The following is a 15,592-nucleotide window of genomic DNA, read 5'->3' on the forward strand; positions in this document are numbered from 1 at the left end:
GCGACGTCGAAAACGAGTTCTCAGACGCGTTTCGTCCGCCGAACAGCGTCGGCGACGGTCGTGACCGCGCGGGCGGCCCGCGTCGACGGCGCCGACCGGACCACCGGCCGGAACGACTCGACGGTCTGGCCCACGCGCGGATCGGCGGGGACCGTCACGGCCGGCGCGCCGAGGACGTCCCTGAAGGCCGCCTCGGGCGGGTCGTCGACGGCGCGGTTGATCACGACCGCGACGAGCCCGGCGCCGAGTTCGCGGGCGAGTTCACGGGAGCGCACGGCGTCGGCGAGCGCGTAGGCGTCGGGCGAGGCGACGACGACGCAGGCGTCCGCGACCGCGAGCGGCACGCCGGCGTCGGCTTTCATCCCCGCGGGACAGTCGACGACGACGTCGCCGTAGGCGGCCTCGACTGCCCGGAGCGCGCTCTCTAATTTGGTCACGTCGGCTGCGCGGGCGCCCGCGAGCGAGCGGCCGCACGGGAGGAGCCGCACGGGGCCCGTCTCGCGGACCGCCTCGATCGGATCCGCGCGCCCGGCGAGCACGTCGTGGAGGTCCGGGCCCGGCCCGGTCGGCAGGTCCGCCATCCCGAGGTCGGCGTCGACGACCGTGGCGTCGAGGGCGGCCCCGAGTTCGACCGCGAGCGTGGACTTGCCGACGCCGCCCTTTCCGCCCGTGACGGCGAGGATCACCGGCCCGCCTCCGTCGCCAACTGAGACTCGGACAGCCCCGCCGCGCCCTCGGCCAGCGCCGTCGCGACCGGCTCGGGATTCGCGGCCGCCGCCCGCGACAGCAGGCGTTCGACGCGTTCCAGCGCCCCGCGGAGCGCCGTCGTGTCCGCTCCGAGCCTGTCGGGGACTGCCGCGACGGCGTCTGGATCTCCGCAGTCTTCGAGAACCGACGCCGCTTCCGCCGCCGACGCGTCGGTCAGCCGCTCCGCGCGCTCGACGCGCGCCTCGACGGCATCGAGCCACGCGGCGACCGAATCGGGGAGGTCCGGATCCGCGTCGTCACGCGGACCGTCGCCTGGGTGCCCTGTGAGATCGACAGACTCCACGGAGCCTGTGGGCACCGCGTCGGCGGGCGGTACCGACCGCCCGAGATCGCGGACGGCGGCAGCGACGTGGCCCGTGTCTTCTTCGTTTCCGCCGTCCGACGGGCCGAGAAGTTCGACCGCGACGGGCGCTTCGGATTCCTCGACGACGCGCGGACAGGCGTAGCCGACGCCGAGAGAGCCGTTCGCCGGGAGCGTCCCCGTGAATTCCCCGTCGTCCCACCCGTCGGCGGGGACGCCCTCGGTCCGCGGCGGCAGAACGGGACCGTCGAGTCGGTTCCGGAGACGGACGCGAAGCGGCGCATCGACGTCGCTGTGGAGTTCCACGCGGACGAGCGTCACCGCCCGGACGGCGTCGGTCGCGGCGGTGACGTCGACCGGCGGGCGCTCCGAGACGGCCGATTCGGAATCGAGCGATTCCGGCGGCGGATGGATCTGCATACGGCGCCTGGCCGCGGGTTCGGATATAAACTCCCGGTCGGATTCAGCAGATCACGAGCGGCGCGGCGAGGAGCGCCGCCGTCGCCCTCGCGCCCCCGAGCCACGCAACGACGTCGGGCGCGACGATCACCGGGGCTCGGACGGGCGCGAGGCGGGCCGCGGCGAGCGCGTCCGCGAGCGCTTCCGGCTCGTCGGTCGGGGTCCGATCCTCGCCGGGACCGGCGTCCATCCCTGCGAGCACCCGCCGACGGGCGGTCGCGAAGTCGTCTTCGACCGCGGCGACGCGGGCCGCTCTGACCGCGCGTTCCTCGTTTCCGATCCGGTCTTCGAGTCGGAGCCGCGCCGCGCGCCGATCCCGGACGGACCGGGCACGAGCAGCCAGAAGCGACAGGCGTTCCTCGGCGGCGATCCGCTCGGTCGCGACCTCCGAGAGCCGGCGCATCGTCTCCGACAGCGACCCCTCGGCGGCGGCGAGCGCCTCCGCCGTCGCGTCGGTCGCCTCGGCGTCGCGGAGCGCGGTGACCCGCCCGCGGATCGTCGCGACGCGCTCCCGCAGTCGCTCGGTCTCGGTGCCGACCTCGGCGGCGCGACGGCGTGCCTCCCGGAGTTCGGCGGCGTCGACGGGCGTGGACGGCGCGTCGCGGAGGGCCCGACGAGCCGCAGTGAGAGACTCGTCGTGGTCGGTCTCGACGCCGCGGGCGGCCGCGACGGCCGCCAGCGCGGATCGGCGATCGATCCCGGCTTCGGCCGTCAGAAGTGCGACGTGGGCGTGCGCGGGACCCGGCGCGGGCGCGTGGATCGCGGGGGAGTCGGTCGGCACCGGACCGCCGGCCCGGACGGCGTCAACGAGGGCACGACGCGGCGGCCTCTCCGGCCGAGCGCGGAGGTCGACGACCGGCCCAGAAAAGCGGGGCCCGTCCGCGAGGAGTACCTGGAACGTCTCGTCGGCGTCGCGCGGATCGCCGTCACCGCTCACAGCTCCCGCTCGCGCATCGCGTCCGACGGCGGGTGGTCGGTCCCGGCCGCGAAGCGGTCGTACGGCGTGCTCGGCGACTCCCGCCGCGCGTAGGCGACGGCGGCCTCCCGAACGCCTTCGGGCGCGTCGGCGAACTCGTTGAACGGCTCGGTCCGCTCGACCTGCACGTCGCCGGCGTGCCGCTCCCGGAGCCGACAGGCCAGGAACGCGCCGTACTCCGTCTCGCGCAGCAGCGCGGCGCGGCCGAACCGACGGACGACGGTCTCCTCGTGGGCTCGACACGCGTTCCGCAGCGCCTCGCGCGCACGGCGCGAGTAGGTCACCACCAGCAACACGACTACCTCGCGGTCCACGCGGGGTGATAAAAGTCTACTCACACCGGCGAGACGTCGACGTCGAGCGATTCCGGCTCGGCGTCGAGCAACTCGGCGATGCGCTCGCGCGCGGCGGCCTCGCTCTCGGCGACGACGACGAGCCCGTGCGCGCGGCCCTCCCCCGTCGCCTGATAGGCCCGTACGTCCGCTTCCGTCTCGAAGTCGGTCGCGTACGTCCGGAGGATCGTCACGACGCGCTGTTCGGTCGCCGCGAGGTCGGCCTCGCCGGACTCGAAGTCGCCGAGCGCCTCTTCGATGTTCCGGAGCGCGGAGATGCGGTCCATCTACGTCGTCCGGAGGTAGTCCTGCCGAGGCTCGTAGAGCTCGCCCTTGCGCTTCAGGTTCTCGATCTCGCCTTCGGCCTTCGACTCGTCGAGGCCCAGGTCGGCGGTCGCGCGCTCGATCACCTCCTCGACGGGCGCGCCCTCCTCGTACTCGTCTTCCAGCTCTTCGATCAGGTGCTTGATGTTCTTGATCCGGTCCCGCTGGTTCTTCGAGGTGCCGGTCTCGACGATGTCGGCGTCGAACTCGCCCGTCTCGGGGTCCATCCCGATGTCGCGGAGACACGACTCGACGATCTCGGTCACGCGGACGGCGTCCTCGCGCTCGACCGTGTCGGAGAGGCGGAGCCGCGCCGACGCCTCGGAGAGCCGGACGAGCGCTTCGAGCTTCCGCGCGGTCACCGGCACGGGGGCGTCGTCGTCGGCACCCTTCGCCCGGAAGTCGACGTAGAAGTCGCGGATGACCTCCTTCGCCTCCTCGGTCATCGTCGGGTAGCAGTTGCGCTTGGCGTAGGCGATGTACTTCCGGAGGAGCTCGGCGTCGATCTCGGGGGTGACCTCCTCGGTGGCGCTGTCGACCTCGTCGTCTGTGAACTCCGAGCTCGGGACCTTCGACTTCTGGGTGTGGAGCTCGCCCGCGTAGTTGGTGTTGATGATGTGCTCTGCGAGCTCGGCGTCGGACTCGGGATCGGGGTCGTCGGTGACGGTGAAGATCAGGTCGAACCGCGAGATGAGCGCGGGTTCGAGGTCGATCTGCTCGCCGATCGGTTCGTACTGGTCGAAGCGGCCGTACTTCGGGTTCGCGGCACCGAGTAGCGAACACCGGGATTTGAGGGTGGCGTTGATTCCGGCCTTCGAGACGGAGATGGAATTGTGGAGGACGACGCCGCCGCTGACGAACGTGTTCGTCGGCTCGACGGTCACGTCGTAGACCCACTCGCAGGCGTGCTCGCCCTCGTTCGGCACCGTCTGGACGTCCCGTACGCGGTAGTAACGCAGGTCGCACCTGGATTCCAGTGCGTCGATCCGCCTCTCCGCTTCCGTAAGTGCGTCTTCGATCGCGCCGACGGCGTTCCTTCGCATCTCGGCCCGTCGTGCGGCGGTGTAGCCGCCGTCTTCGGCGTAGTGGACGGCGCTCGTCGTCGCCGCCGGGAGCCGATCGGCGAGCTGTCTCCCCGACCAGCCGACGAGTTCGCGAGCTTCGGCGAGCGTCGAGACGTCGTCGATCCCGGCGCGGATCGTCTCGGTCCGCTCGCGAAGCGTCTCTAGCTCCGTTTCGACAGTGCTGATCTGGACGCCGTATTCCTCATCGAGAGCCGCTCTGAAGCGACCGTCGAGCGGGATTCCGAGGAGGCGTTTGAGCGAGCGGAGTTCCCTCGCGGCGCTCGTCGGGAGGACGTCGTGATGGCGTTCCGTCTCGTTGCTCCGTTCGACGAACTGCTGGGCTTTCTCGTAGCGATCGTCGGCCGGTTCCACGACCGCTTCGACGAAGCGCTCCGTGGAATCGCCCATCACGTACGTCTTCCAGGAATCCTCGGCCTCGTCGTGGTGGATCCGGGACGCCACGCCGATCTTCAGAAGCGCGTCGGCGTAGTCTTCGGCGAGGCCCGGAGAGGCGGTCGAGAAGGACATCGCCTCGCTTTCGACGCCGCCGTCGCCGGCGAACGCGCCGACGAGGAAGCGCCGGATCTCCTCTTCGGAGGCGCCGAGGACGGCCGCCGGCATCCGCTTCTGCCGCGATTTCTCCATCACTTCCGGGAAATTCGACTCGAACCACCGGTAGAGCTTCGTCGACACCCACCGCTTCGTGGTCGTCCCGGCGCCGTTGACCGCGTCCGTGCTCCCCAAGCCGAAGAGGTCGCCCATCAGCCGATCCATCCGGTCGAGGAGCCGTTCGTCCTGGTTCGAGAACCCGATCTCGTGGGTCCGGCCGCCGGAGTAGGAGTGTCCCTCCGCGGTCAGAAATCCGAGCACCTCCGCGAGATCGGGCGACATCTCGTTCGGGAAATCGACGTCGCGCTCCTTGCCTCGGTGCTCTTCGTCGGCGAGCGGCATCGGTGCCGCCGAGTTCGGGAGTTTCCGTGGTGCGGGGACGAAATCTCCCTCCGAGATGTCGGCGGCGTCGACCGTCCCGACCGCGCCCCCGTCGTCGACGAACATCGGGTGTTCCGGCGTGACCGTCACAGAGCGCCCGTTCGAGAGCGTGACGCGGACGAACTCCTCGGGCGCCTCGTGTCGGCTCACGCGGTCGATCGGGACTTTTTCGACGTCGTTCGCGTCGAGATCGACCGTGTGGACGCCGACGTCGTCGACGGGGAGGATCTCGCAGTCGACACCGTCGACGACGTCGTCGGCGCGCTCGTCCATCAGGGAATCCACGAACGGGCCGATCTCGACGCGCCGGCCATCCGATAGGAGAATCTCGGATTTCGGGTGGTAGGACTGCTGTTCGAGCGCTTCGTGCATCGCGCTTCGATCCTCTGAGTTGTGTACGATCATTCCGTTCGCGACGAAATTGTGCGTTCCTTGCACGGTGAGATCGTACACCTTGGGTGACCGGTCGCGGCTCTCGATTTCATCGTAGATGGACTCGATCCGAATCCGAACATCGTCCAGCAGATCGAAGGCGGCCTCACTGACTCGCTCGAAGTTATCGACATCGACTGTTCTCGAGAACCATCGCGAGACAGTCGATCCCGCGACGCCTAGTTCGTCCGCGAGCCGCTGGAACGAAACGCCGTGTCGTTCGAGTTCGGATCTGAGTTCGACCCACGACTCGGCCGTCGGCTCCGTATCGAGTAGCTTCCGGGCGCGTTCTCGGGCACAATCGCGGTCGCAACCGAGTTCGTCGGCTAACTGTCGCTCTAAGACGGGGATCTTGTCGTCGTCGGATGCCGGCGACGTCGGTTCGACTGATTCGATCCGACGCCACCGAACGTCGGCCGCGACCAGTTCGGAGACTCCTTCGATATCGGTTTCTACGACGGTTTTCAGGATATTTCGGAGTCGTTCGGCGACTGTTTCCCGTAGCGCGTCGTCCTGTTCCCAGTGGTAAGAGATCCGTTGCTGTGTGTACGCAGTCCCCGCAGCGAGTTCGCGCTGTGAGACGTGGTACTCGTCGCGGAGAACGTTGAGAACAGTCCACGACGGGGGTTCGTCTAACAGGTCGAGATCAGTGTACGCCTGGCGACGGCGTGCGGCGAACGCAGAGACGATCCGTTTTGCTCGATGGAGCGAGGGGTTCGCATCGCCGTTCTCGAAGTTACAGTACGTCGCCCCGTTGAGTCCACATTCGGACTGATGAAGTCGCAGCGACTTCCGTATCTGCCGGAGTCGGTCTCCAATATCCGGGAGGACGTCGATAATCGCTCTGTCTCCGGTGGTCCGTCCAGCGGCCTCATCCAGCGCCGACTGCTTCCGGTCCAGCGTGAATCCGATCTCCCGGTTGTACGAATCTATGGAGTCCGCCGCAGTAATCGCCAAGACGTAGAGGTCACGCTTGTTTTCACGCGAACGCGTCTGTATCTGACAGCGAATGCTGAACTCCGAGAGGAGCATCTTCGACCCCAACAGCAGATCGTAGCTGCTGGAGTGGATCTTGACCGACCGTTCGTCTACGGTCCCCTCCGAATCGGCGAGCGCTCGGATGAAAGCGGCCTTCGTTTCCCCATCGCTTCGAGTGACTTCGACCGGGACACGTTTTCCCTCGTACGTCTCGAGATTCAGCCCCGACTCAAGGAGGTCGTCGACGTACTCCTTCCCGTGGAGGCGGACTGTTTCGACCCCGTCGTCTCGCTGTTCGCTCGGGTGTCGGACCGCTTTTTTGCCGTACGCCTTCCGGCAGACCGACTCGAAATGACTGAGGAGTTGTTCTTCCTTGTTCGTAAACCGAATTCCGTGGCTTCCTCCGGTATCGTGGCTGTAGACGTTGCCGTCGCCGGCGAGATACCCTAGTATCGCACCCTTCGCCGGAGAGAGATCCGCCGCGGGACCGGAAGTATCTCCGGCCGTCTGCGGAGTTGGAGCCGACGCCGTACCCCCGTCAGTCGCCGTGTCCTGAACGGTCTCGGGAACGTACACCCAATCGCCGGCTTCGAGTTCCGCAGTCGCTCTCTCGCGGCGGTCGCCGCCCTCGAAGACGAAGAACGGATGGTCGGCAGTTGCAGACACCGACTCGCCGGATTCCAGCGTCACCTCATAGAGCGTATCGGGAGCGTTGTACTCGTGAACGGCAGTGACGGGGCGTTGAACGAGTTTTCCGTCCTGCGCGAGCGTCCAGACCCCGGTGACGTCGTCTCGGATCGTCCGACCGTTCGACAGCGGTTCTACCGTGCCTGACGATGCTGCCTCGCGGGCGAGTTCGCGGATCGGCCGGATCCCGTCTGTCGTGTGCACGAGCGTGTCTCCGGTCACACACCTCATCTTGTCGAGCTCGTCGACGGCCGCGATCCCCTTGTCGGCGAGCACGAGCGCGCCGGCTTCGAGCGTCCACTGCTGTCCGTCGCCGAAGTCGTCGCGGACGGCCGCCGCGGTGAGCCCCGCCGAGGAACTCCCTTTCCCCGACGTGTAGACGGATCGTGGAGCAATATTGCGTATATATTGCAACATTGCGCTCTTCCCGGTCCCGGGGTCCCCGATAAGAAGCATATGCAGGTCCCCGCGGATCCGGGATCCGTCCGGGAGGTGCTTCGTGACCCCCGAAAAGAGCTGGAGGATCATCGCGAGCTTCTCCTGCTCGTAGCCGTAGATCGAGGGCGCGACCGAGGCGACCATCTTCTCGTAGATGTCGGGCTCGTTCGAGAGGTCGACGATCTCGGCGACGTCCTCGTCTGTGATGTCCATATCCTCGAACTCCTCGTCTTCGATCTCCACCGAGACGCCGTCCATGTAGAGGTCGAAGATGGGCGTCTTCTCGTTGCCGGAGGTCTGCTGTTCGATGTGGAGGACGCCCGTGACGGTGACGTGGTCGCCCGCGGTCACCTTCCCGGTGACGTCGTCTTCGAGGTCGATGTCGATGCTCTGTGGCGTCTCGCCGCCCCGCAGGCCCTCGGGGCTCTCCTGAACGCGCACCTTCTGGGCGTCGACGAACTCCGACTGGTCGAAGTCGACGTGGAACGGCCCCTGGCGCTCGCAGCCCTGGCACTCGTGGGGCTCCTGGAAGCCGCTGTCCGATTGCGGAATGTAGGTCATCGTCCCGCAGCGCTGGCACTCGAAGGCGGCCTCGGTGATCTTCGGCCGGACGTCGGTGGCCTTGCGGACGATCCCCTGGACGGCGATCAGGCGCCCGATGTGGTCGTCGTGGACCCGGATGTCACGGATGTCGACCGTCTCGGGGAGCCCGCGGAGGCGGACGTGCGCGCGGCCCAGTTTGACGTCGGCGGGGAGGTCATAGAGGCGCAGCGCCTCTTCTGCGTACTCGCGGATCTGGTCGGGCTGCTTGCGGTAGTCCTCGGCGAGCTCGGTGTCGAACTTGTAGAGGTCCTCGTAGTCGACGTAGAGCGAGCGCTGCTCGTTCGGGTACTTCTGCGCGAGCGTGCCGATCTCGTCGCGGTAGTACTTCCGGTAGAACTGGATGAACCGGTCGGTGAGGTCGCGCGAGTCTTGGGGGGCCTGGGCCATCGCACCGGAGTAGGGACCTCACCGGGTAAGAGTCTTCGCCACCCGCGGCGGAAGTGATCGGTCGGGACTCACAGCGACACGTCGGTCTCGATGTCTTCTGTGGCCTCGCGCAGGCCGTCCTCGCGGGCGTCCTCCGCGAGCCGCGTCGAGAGGTCCGCGTCTGTGAGCAGTTCCGCGAAGGCGTCGCGGAAGCGGTGGCTCGCGCGCCGGGAGGCGAGGTCGGCCGCCGCGACGCGGCGATAGCGGCGGACCGTCTCGGCGTCGGGCGCGGAGTCGACGCCCTCCGACGCCGCGAGCGATTCGGCCAGATCGACATCGTCGACATCCGCGCCGGTCCCGACGCCGCCCTCGTCGCTCGCCCGCGACACGAGCGCGCGGAGTCGCTCGTAGGGGAACGGGGCGTCGCGGTCGGTCGCCGCGACGAGGTGGAGGTCCATCCGCGCGCGGAAGATATCGTCCGCGTCTGCGTCGGTGTCGAGCGACGCCGCGAGTGCGGCGTCGGCGTCCCGCGACCACGACTCCGGCCCGGCGCCGTCGATCTCGGGTTCGAAGAAGCCGCGGACGACCTCCCGGAGGTCGGCCGTCGACAGCGACGACGCGAAGTCGTAGCGCTCGCGCATCTCCTCGACGAGTTCGGTCAGGCGCTCGTCGACGGTCGCGTCGTCGGCGCTCGACAGCGACCCGCGCGGGTCGGACTGGGACTCCGTCACGGTCTCCTCGCCCGTGGTCGACACGAACAGGTCGCGGAGTTCGGCCGTCTTGTCGTCCATCGGGCGGCGATACGCCCCGCGGACGTACAAAGATTGTCGTCGGGCGCGCCTCCGATGCGATCCGCACGGTCCCTACCCAATTCGTAAACCGAACGATTCATACGAGTTTACGAGACACGGGAGAGTATGTCGACAGAGACGGAGTCGGTCGAACTCGTCGGCGACGACGTCGTCGGCAACGTCGCGCGGGCGGCGTTGTTTGCGGCGCTCACCGGCGCGTTCGCGTACGTGTCGTTTCCAAATCCGATCTCGCCCGTCCCGGTGAGCCTCCAGGTGCTCGGGGTCTTCCTCGCGGGGATCTTCCTCGGGCCGGTCTGGGGCGGCGTCTCGCTCGCGTTCTACCTCGCCGCGGGGGCCGCCGGCGCGCCGATCTTCGCGGGCGGCTCCGCCGGCATCGGCCCGCTCGTCGGCTACACCGCGGGCTACCTCTGGTCGTACCCGATCGCCGCCGCGCTGATCGGCGCCGTCGTCCACGGCACCGACGACCTCGCGGACCCGAAGAACGTCGGGACGGCCCGGCTCGTCGCCGGGATGGTCGCCGGGACGGTCGTGATCTACGCGCTCGGGACGGTCGGTTTCTCCCTGGTCCAGAACGTCGGGCTCGTGGAGGCCTTCACCGTGAGCGCGCTGGCGTTCGTGCCGTTCGAGGCCGTGAAGATCGCCGCCGCCGTCGGCGTCGTCCGGAGCGACGCGGCCGCGGCCGCGTGAAGCGCCTCGTCAGACTCAGGGCGACGAGAGCCGCACCGTGATCCGCACCGAGAACCTAGTCCACCGCTACGGCGACGCCGTCGCGGTCGACGGCGTCTCGATCGAGATCGGGGACGGCGAGTGCGTCGTCCTCGCGGGCGCGAACGGCTCCGGCAAGACAACCCTCGTGCGGCACTTCAACGGCCTCTTAGAGCCCGATTCGGGATCGGTCGCGGTGAACGGCCGCGCGGTCGGCGCGGACCTCGTGGCCGCTCGGACCGCCGTGGGGATGGTGTTTCAGGATCCGAGAGACCAGTTCGTCGCGGCCACCGTCGGCGCCGACGTCGCCTTCGGGCCCGAGAACCTCGGGCTCGAACGGGGAGAAATCGACCGGCGCGTCGCGGACGCGCTGGCAGCGGTGAACCTCGCCGGCCGCGAAGACGACCGCGTGACAGACCTCTCGGGCGGCGAGCGCGAGCGCGTCGCGATCGCGGGCGCCGTGGCGATGGAGCCCGACCACCTCGTCCTCGACGAGCCGTTCACCGGGCTCGACGCGCCCGCCCGCGAGTCGGTCCTCGATCGCCTCCGCGCGCTCGCCGCCGACGGAACGAGCGTCGTGGTCGTGACCCACGACCTGCGCGACGTCCTCGACCTCGCCGATCGGGTGGTCGCGATGTCGGCGGGGCGCGTCGTCGTCGACGATGACCCCGAAACCGCGCGGGCGGCTCTTCCCGACTACGACGTGCGGGTGCCCGAAGCAGAGCGCGGGAGCACTGACGCGCGGAGCGACGGATGCTGAGCTACCGCCCCGGCGACTCCCTCGCTCACCGGCTCGACCCGCGGACCAAGCTCCTCTGCCAGGCGGCGTTCGCGCTCGCGGCGTTCGCCCACACGACGCCCCGCGGGCTCGCCGCGCTGACGGGCGTCGCCGGGCTCTTTCTGGCCAGCGGCCGCGTCTCGCCGATCCGCGCGGTCCGCGGCTACCTGCCCGCGCTTCCCTTCCTGGTCGCCGGGCCGCTCGTGGCGACCGTCGGCGTCGACCTCCGCGGGTGGACGGTCGGCCTCGATTCCGGCGCGGCCGCCGGCCCGCTGCTCGCGAGCTACCGCGTCCTCCTGATCCTCCTCGTGTCGGCGACGTACCTGGAGACGACGCCCGTCCGCGACTCCCGCGCGGCGATCCAGCGGCTCGTGCCCGGGAAGCCCGGGCGACTGCTGGGCGTCGGCGTCGCGCTCGTGTTCCGGTTCGTGCCGCTCCTGCGGGCGGATCTCGGTCGCGTCCGGGACGCCTCGCGGGCGAGGCTCGGCACGGAGCGGCCGCTTCGGGACCGGATGCAGGTCGTCGCGGCCGCCGGACTCCGACGGGCGTTCGGCCGGGCCGACCGGCTCGCGCTCGCGCTCCGGGCCCGGTGTTTCGCGTGGAATCCCACGCTCCCGGCGCTCCGGTTCGGTCGGTCCGACGCCCTCGGGCTGGGCGTCGCGGGCGCGCTGGCGGCGTCGGCGCTGCTCTGATCAGACGGGGACCGCGACCGCCGTTACGACCCTTCGTACTCCTTCTCGAAGCCGCGGAACTCCGTGCGGTGGGCCTCCTCGTCGGCCAGGATCGTCACCGCGAGGTCCTCCGTCACGGGGTCGTCGGCCTCCTCGGCGGCGTCGATGAGATCCCGGTAGGTCGCGATCGCGTCCTCCTCGGCGTCGAGGACGCCGCGGATGACAGCGAGGACGTCCGTGGTGTCCTCGGGCGGCTGGAGGGTCGTCTGGGTCGCCTCGAACGCGGCCGACCCGGGCGGGTGCTCGTCGAGCTGTTTGAGCCGATTGCCGAGCTGCTCGGCGTGGGTGAGTTCCTCCTGGATGTCCTGCTGGAGGGACTCTTTGATCTCCTCGGCGCGGACGCCGTCGAGGACGATCGAGTTCGAGAGGTAGTTCATCACGGTCTCGATCTCGTCCTGATACGCCTTCTGCAGCAGCCGGACGACTTCGTCAGACATAGCGTCCGTAGTTCGACGGGCGGCGGCAAGATACTGTCGACGGCGAGAACCGTCGCCCCGACCCGTCGGGGTCATACTGTCGGACACAAGTCTGTGAAGAATTTCGGCGCCCGGGGCGGCGAATATCTTGAAACAGTTGTGTCCGACAGTATCAGGAGCGCGAGGCATCGACGTCGATGGCATCGACCGGACAGATGTCGACACACAGCATACAGTCGATGCACTGGTCCTCGTAGGTCGGCTCGACCTTCCGCTCCGATTCGGGGTGGTCGGGCGTGTCGACCCACGTGAACACGTCGACCGGACAGTTCTCCAGACACGCGCCGTCGGCGATGCAGATGTCGTAGTCGACGGCGACGTGGGTGCCGTGGATGCCCAGTTTCTCCGGCGGGTCGACGGGACCCCAGACGTCGACCCCGTTTTCGGTGCCGACCTGCTCGCGGTTGCTGTCGAAGTTCGGATCGATTCCCATTTGCCGCCCTTTCTCCCGACGGGAGGAAAACGGCGTCGGTGTCGCGGACGGGCGGACGTACCTCTTTACGCTCCGGCGTCCTCGGAGGGGTATGGCCCCGCCACGATCGACGGCGACGCGACGACGACTCCTCCGCGGTATCGGCACCGGCATCGGATCCGCGGCACTGACCGGTCTCGCCGGCTGTCTCGGCGGCGCGCCGAGGGCCGACGGCGGCTCTCCCGGCCCGGACGACGGAGGCGGCACCGGCGGGGCCACGGACACCCGCCCCAGCGGCACGGGCGGGCCGGGCGTCACGATCGCCGCCGTCGACGGCGCGATCGACCTTCCGATCGAGCCCGAGGTGGAAATCGTCCGCGAGGCCGCGACGGCCGCGCACCCGCCGCGCCTCCGGACCGTCCTCACCAACGCGGGCGACGAGCGCGTCAGAGTCGGCGAGGGCCGAGCGGTACACTTCGAGTACGTCAGGGACGGCTCGGGCGCGCTCGTGTTGCTCCCGGGCGGAGAGGAGTTCCCCGCTGAGCCCGATTGCTGGCGACTCACGGACGACGTCGCCGTCACCGAGGAGTACCGGACCTTCGAGATCGACGCCGGCGGATCGAGCGGTCGCCCGGTCGACCTCTATGCGACCCCCGGCGAGGACGCCTGCCTCCCGGTCGGGGAGTACCGCTTCGAGACCACGATCTCGATCGTGTCCGAGGACGCAGAGCCGCAGTCGTCCGCGGAGTGGGGCTTTACGATCCTCTTGGAGTGAGGCCGTTCGCACCCCCTGATTGACATTCGGGAGGGCCGAACGGTCGCTATGGGACGGGTCAACGAAGCCGACCTCGACTGGAGCGAGACCGAACGCGAGACGACGCACTTCCGGCGCAAGGAACTGGGCGCCGAGACCGACGTCTCCGACCTCGGCGCGAGCCTCTATGAGCTCCCGCCGGGCGGGTCGTCGTGGCCGTACCACTTCCACACCGGAAATGCAGAGGCGATCTACGTGCTCTCGGGCCGCGGGACCCTCCGGACGCCCGACGGCGAGGAACCCATCGCGGCGGGCGACTACTGCGACTTCCCCGCCAGCGAGGACGGCGCCCACCGGCTCCGCAACGACGGCGACGAGCCGCTGCGCTTCCTCGCGGTGTCGACGATGCGGGACCCGGACGTGACGGTCTATCCCGACTCGGGGAAGATCGGCGTCTACGCGGGCTCGCCGCCCGGCGGCGACGAGGACGAGCGCGTCGTCGCGGGCTACTACCGCGAGGACGACGACGTGGATTACTGGGAGGACGAATCTTAGCCGCGACAGAGCGGGCCCGGCGCTACTGCGCGGGCGCCTCTCGCACGCGACGGACGTGCGAGGTGAAGTTCTCGAAGAGCCGCTTCGTCCGGCAGGCGGCCTCGTAGTTGTCCCGGTCGATGCCGTCCAGCACGGACTGGATCCGCTCGTCGGGCAGGTCCTTGCCCTTCGTCACCGTCGCGGCGGTGTCGCGGTCGTACTCGGGGTGGAACTGGACGCCCCAGGCGTCGCCGCACCGGAAGGCGTGGACTCCGTAGTCGTTCTCGGCGAGCAGTTCGGCGTCGGGCGGGAGTTCGGTGACGACGTCCGAGTGGGTCGTGAAGGCCGTGAACGACTCGGGGATGCCCTCGAAGAGGTCGTCGTCTTCGAGTTTGCGGATCTCCCGGTAGCCGATCTCGTACTCGCCCATGTCCTCGACGCGGCCGCCGAGCGCCGACGCGAGGACCTGGTGGCCGTAACAGACGCCCAGGATCGGGAGGCCGCGCTCGTGGGCCGCGGCGACGTAGTCGACGAGCGGCCGGATCCAGTCGCGGTCCCAGTAGACGGAGGTCCGCGAGCCCGTGATCACGACGCCGTCGAAGTCGAAGCCCGCCGGGCGGTCGTTGTCCGTGACGTCGAACTCGACGAGGTCCGCGTCGAGTTCGCGCCGGAAGTTCCGCCGGGTGTGATCGCTCTTCGAGGCGTCGAGGAGGGCGAGGCGTGGTCGGTCGCGTGCCGCAGTCATCGTCTGGACGAGGCGACGCGGAGGGAAGTGGCTTGCGCCGGGTCGCGAGGACTGGACGCCCGTCTACCCGTCGGCCAGGAACCCGAGCAGTTCGTCGTTGACCCGCTTTGAGGCCTCGACGTGGACGAGGTGGCCGGCGTCCTCGACGGCACGGAACGCCCCGCGCGGGAGGCCCTCGGCCAGCGTCCGACCCCGCTCGACCGGCCAAATTGCGTCGTCGGCGCCGTGGAGCACGAGCGCCGGCTCTGTGATCTCGTAGAGCGCGTCGGAGACGTCGAAGTCCGAGACGGCGGCCGCTTGGGCCGCCCACGCCGCCCGGTCGGCGTCCTCGCTCGCGCGCCACTCGACCATCCGCTCGACCTCGCCGGGGCGGTCGTCGACGAAGGACGGAGAGAGCGCCGCCGCGAGCGACCGTTCGAGCGCGTCGGGGTCGTCGGGTGCGCCCCACAGCGGATCGAGGTCGAGGCCGTCGCCGCGGGCGGCGGTGCCGACGAGCGTGAGGCTGTCCACGCGGGCCGTCTCGCGGGCGGCGGAGAGCGCGACCATCCCGCCGAGGCCCGCGCCGACGACGTGCGCCGAGCGGGCGCCGGCGTCCGAGAGGACCGTCGTGAGGTCGTCGGCGAGCGTCGAAACCGAGTACGGGCCCGCGGGCGCGTCCGATCGCCCGCACCCGCGGAGGTCGGCCACGAGGCTCCGGTAGGGCCCGGCGACCGCGGCGTGTTGCCAGCCCCACTGCCAGGCGCCGTAGCCGACGTCGCCGACGAAGGCGACCGTCTCGCCGGCGCCGGCCGTCTCGTAGTAGAGGTCGACGCCGTCGTTCGAGACCGTGGGCATACCGGACGGTGGGCCGCGGACGGTTTAGGCGTCCCGGAGCCGGTCGGAAAACGGGAACAAGAACGGAAGCGAAGACGGGAGTCGAAGCGAGAG

Annotated in this window: 16 protein-coding genes; 5 read left to right on the forward strand and 11 right to left on the reverse strand. The window is 69.4% G+C overall.

Annotation, left to right across the window (positions count from 1 at the left end):
* Positions 1-20: 20 nt before the first annotated feature.
* The 7 genes from OS889_RS00775 to OS889_RS00805 all read right to left on the reverse strand — a co-directional run bounded on the left by OS889_RS00775 (position 21) and on the right by OS889_RS00805 (position 9,509).
* Entirely contained in the window at positions 21-686 is a 666-nt protein-coding gene (locus tag OS889_RS00775; protein WP_372386577.1) for a MinD/ParA family ATP-binding protein, read from the reverse strand.
* Positions 683-1,489, reverse strand: a complete 807-nt coding sequence (locus OS889_RS00780) for a DUF7857 domain-containing protein (protein ID WP_372386579.1) — start codon at positions 1,487-1,489, stop codon at positions 683-685. The genes OS889_RS00775 and OS889_RS00780 overlap by 4 nt, the downstream gene beginning before the upstream one ends.
* Positions 1,490-1,532: 43 nt before the next feature.
* Complete coding sequence (locus tag OS889_RS00785; protein ID WP_372386580.1) at positions 1,533-2,465, reverse strand: DUF7856 family protein; 933 nt, start codon at positions 2,463-2,465, stop codon at positions 1,533-1,535.
* The gene (locus OS889_RS00790) at positions 2,462-2,800 is read right to left on the reverse strand and encodes a DUF7855 family protein (protein WP_372391494.1); all 339 of its coding nucleotides are present in this window, start codon (positions 2,798-2,800) and stop codon (positions 2,462-2,464) included. The genes OS889_RS00785 and OS889_RS00790 overlap by 4 nt, the downstream gene beginning before the upstream one ends.
* A gap of 38 nt (positions 2,801-2,838) precedes the next feature.
* Positions 2,839-3,123: a DUF7854 family protein gene (locus OS889_RS00795; protein ID WP_372386581.1), complete on the reverse strand. Its 285-nt coding sequence runs from the start codon at positions 3,121-3,123 to the stop codon at positions 2,839-2,841.
* A complete protein-coding gene (locus tag OS889_RS00800; protein WP_372386582.1) occupies positions 3,124-8,739 on the reverse strand; it encodes an LAGLIDADG family homing endonuclease in 5,616 nt (1,871 codons plus the stop codon).
* 68 nt (positions 8,740-8,807) lie between these two features.
* Entirely contained in the window at positions 8,808-9,509 is a 702-nt protein-coding gene (locus OS889_RS00805; RefSeq protein WP_372386583.1) for a conditioned medium-induced protein 4, read from the reverse strand.
* A 126-nt stretch (positions 9,510-9,635) separates the two neighbouring features.
* On the opposite strand from OS889_RS00805, the gene OS889_RS00810 reads away from it, so the two are divergent.
* Genes OS889_RS00810 through OS889_RS00820 form a run of 3 tightly spaced genes read left to right on the forward strand, consistent with a single transcriptional unit; the run spans position 9,636 to position 11,705 of the window.
* Positions 9,636-10,217: a biotin transporter BioY gene (locus tag OS889_RS00810; protein WP_372386584.1), complete on the forward strand. Its 582-nt coding sequence runs from the start codon at positions 9,636-9,638 to the stop codon at positions 10,215-10,217.
* Positions 10,218-10,254: 37 nt separating this feature from the next.
* Complete coding sequence (locus OS889_RS00815) at positions 10,255-10,995, forward strand: energy-coupling factor ABC transporter ATP-binding protein (protein ID WP_372386585.1); 741 nt, start codon at positions 10,255-10,257, stop codon at positions 10,993-10,995.
* Positions 10,989-11,705, forward strand: a complete 717-nt coding sequence (locus OS889_RS00820) for an energy-coupling factor transporter transmembrane component T family protein (protein ID WP_372386586.1) — start codon at positions 10,989-10,991, stop codon at positions 11,703-11,705. The genes OS889_RS00815 and OS889_RS00820 overlap by 7 nt, the downstream gene beginning before the upstream one ends.
* A 23-nt stretch (positions 11,706-11,728) precedes the next feature.
* On the opposite strand, the gene OS889_RS00825 is transcribed toward OS889_RS00820, so the two are convergent.
* Positions 11,729-12,181 carry a ferritin-like domain-containing protein gene (locus tag OS889_RS00825; protein ID WP_372386587.1) on the reverse strand — a complete coding sequence of 151 codons (453 nt, stop codon included), beginning with the start codon at positions 12,179-12,181 and terminating at the stop codon, positions 11,729-11,731.
* A gap of 151 nt (positions 12,182-12,332) precedes the next feature.
* Positions 12,333-12,653 (reverse strand): 4Fe-4S dicluster domain-containing protein, encoded by a 321-nt coding sequence (locus OS889_RS00830; protein WP_372386588.1) that lies wholly within the window; start codon positions 12,651-12,653, stop codon positions 12,333-12,335.
* A gap of 91 nt (positions 12,654-12,744) precedes the next feature.
* Between OS889_RS00830 and OS889_RS00835 the strand changes: the two genes are divergently transcribed.
* Together OS889_RS00835 and OS889_RS00840 are read left to right on the forward strand one after the other, a co-directional pair.
* Positions 12,745-13,407 (forward strand): hypothetical protein, encoded by a 663-nt coding sequence (locus OS889_RS00835; protein ID WP_372386589.1) that lies wholly within the window; start codon positions 12,745-12,747, stop codon positions 13,405-13,407.
* 48 nt (positions 13,408-13,455) lie between these two features.
* Positions 13,456-13,941, forward strand: a complete 486-nt coding sequence (locus tag OS889_RS00840) for a cupin domain-containing protein (RefSeq protein WP_372386590.1) — start codon at positions 13,456-13,458, stop codon at positions 13,939-13,941.
* Positions 13,942-13,963: 22 nt separating this feature from the next.
* Here the strand turns inward: OS889_RS00840 and OS889_RS00845 are convergent, their stop codons facing one another.
* Together OS889_RS00845 and OS889_RS00850 are read right to left on the reverse strand one after the other, a co-directional pair.
* Positions 13,964-14,665: a type 1 glutamine amidotransferase gene (locus tag OS889_RS00845; RefSeq protein WP_372386591.1), complete on the reverse strand. Its 702-nt coding sequence runs from the start codon at positions 14,663-14,665 to the stop codon at positions 13,964-13,966.
* A 63-nt stretch (positions 14,666-14,728) separates the two neighbouring features.
* On the reverse strand, positions 14,729-15,499 hold the full coding sequence (locus OS889_RS00850) for an alpha/beta fold hydrolase (protein ID WP_372386592.1): 771 nt from the start codon (positions 15,497-15,499) through the stop codon (positions 14,729-14,731).
* Positions 15,500-15,592: the final 93 nt, after the last annotated feature.

Source organism: Halobellus sp. MBLA0158, assembly GCF_041477585.1.
GTDB lineage: Archaea > Halobacteriota > Halobacteria > Halobacteriales > Haloferacaceae > Haloquadratum > Haloquadratum rubicundus.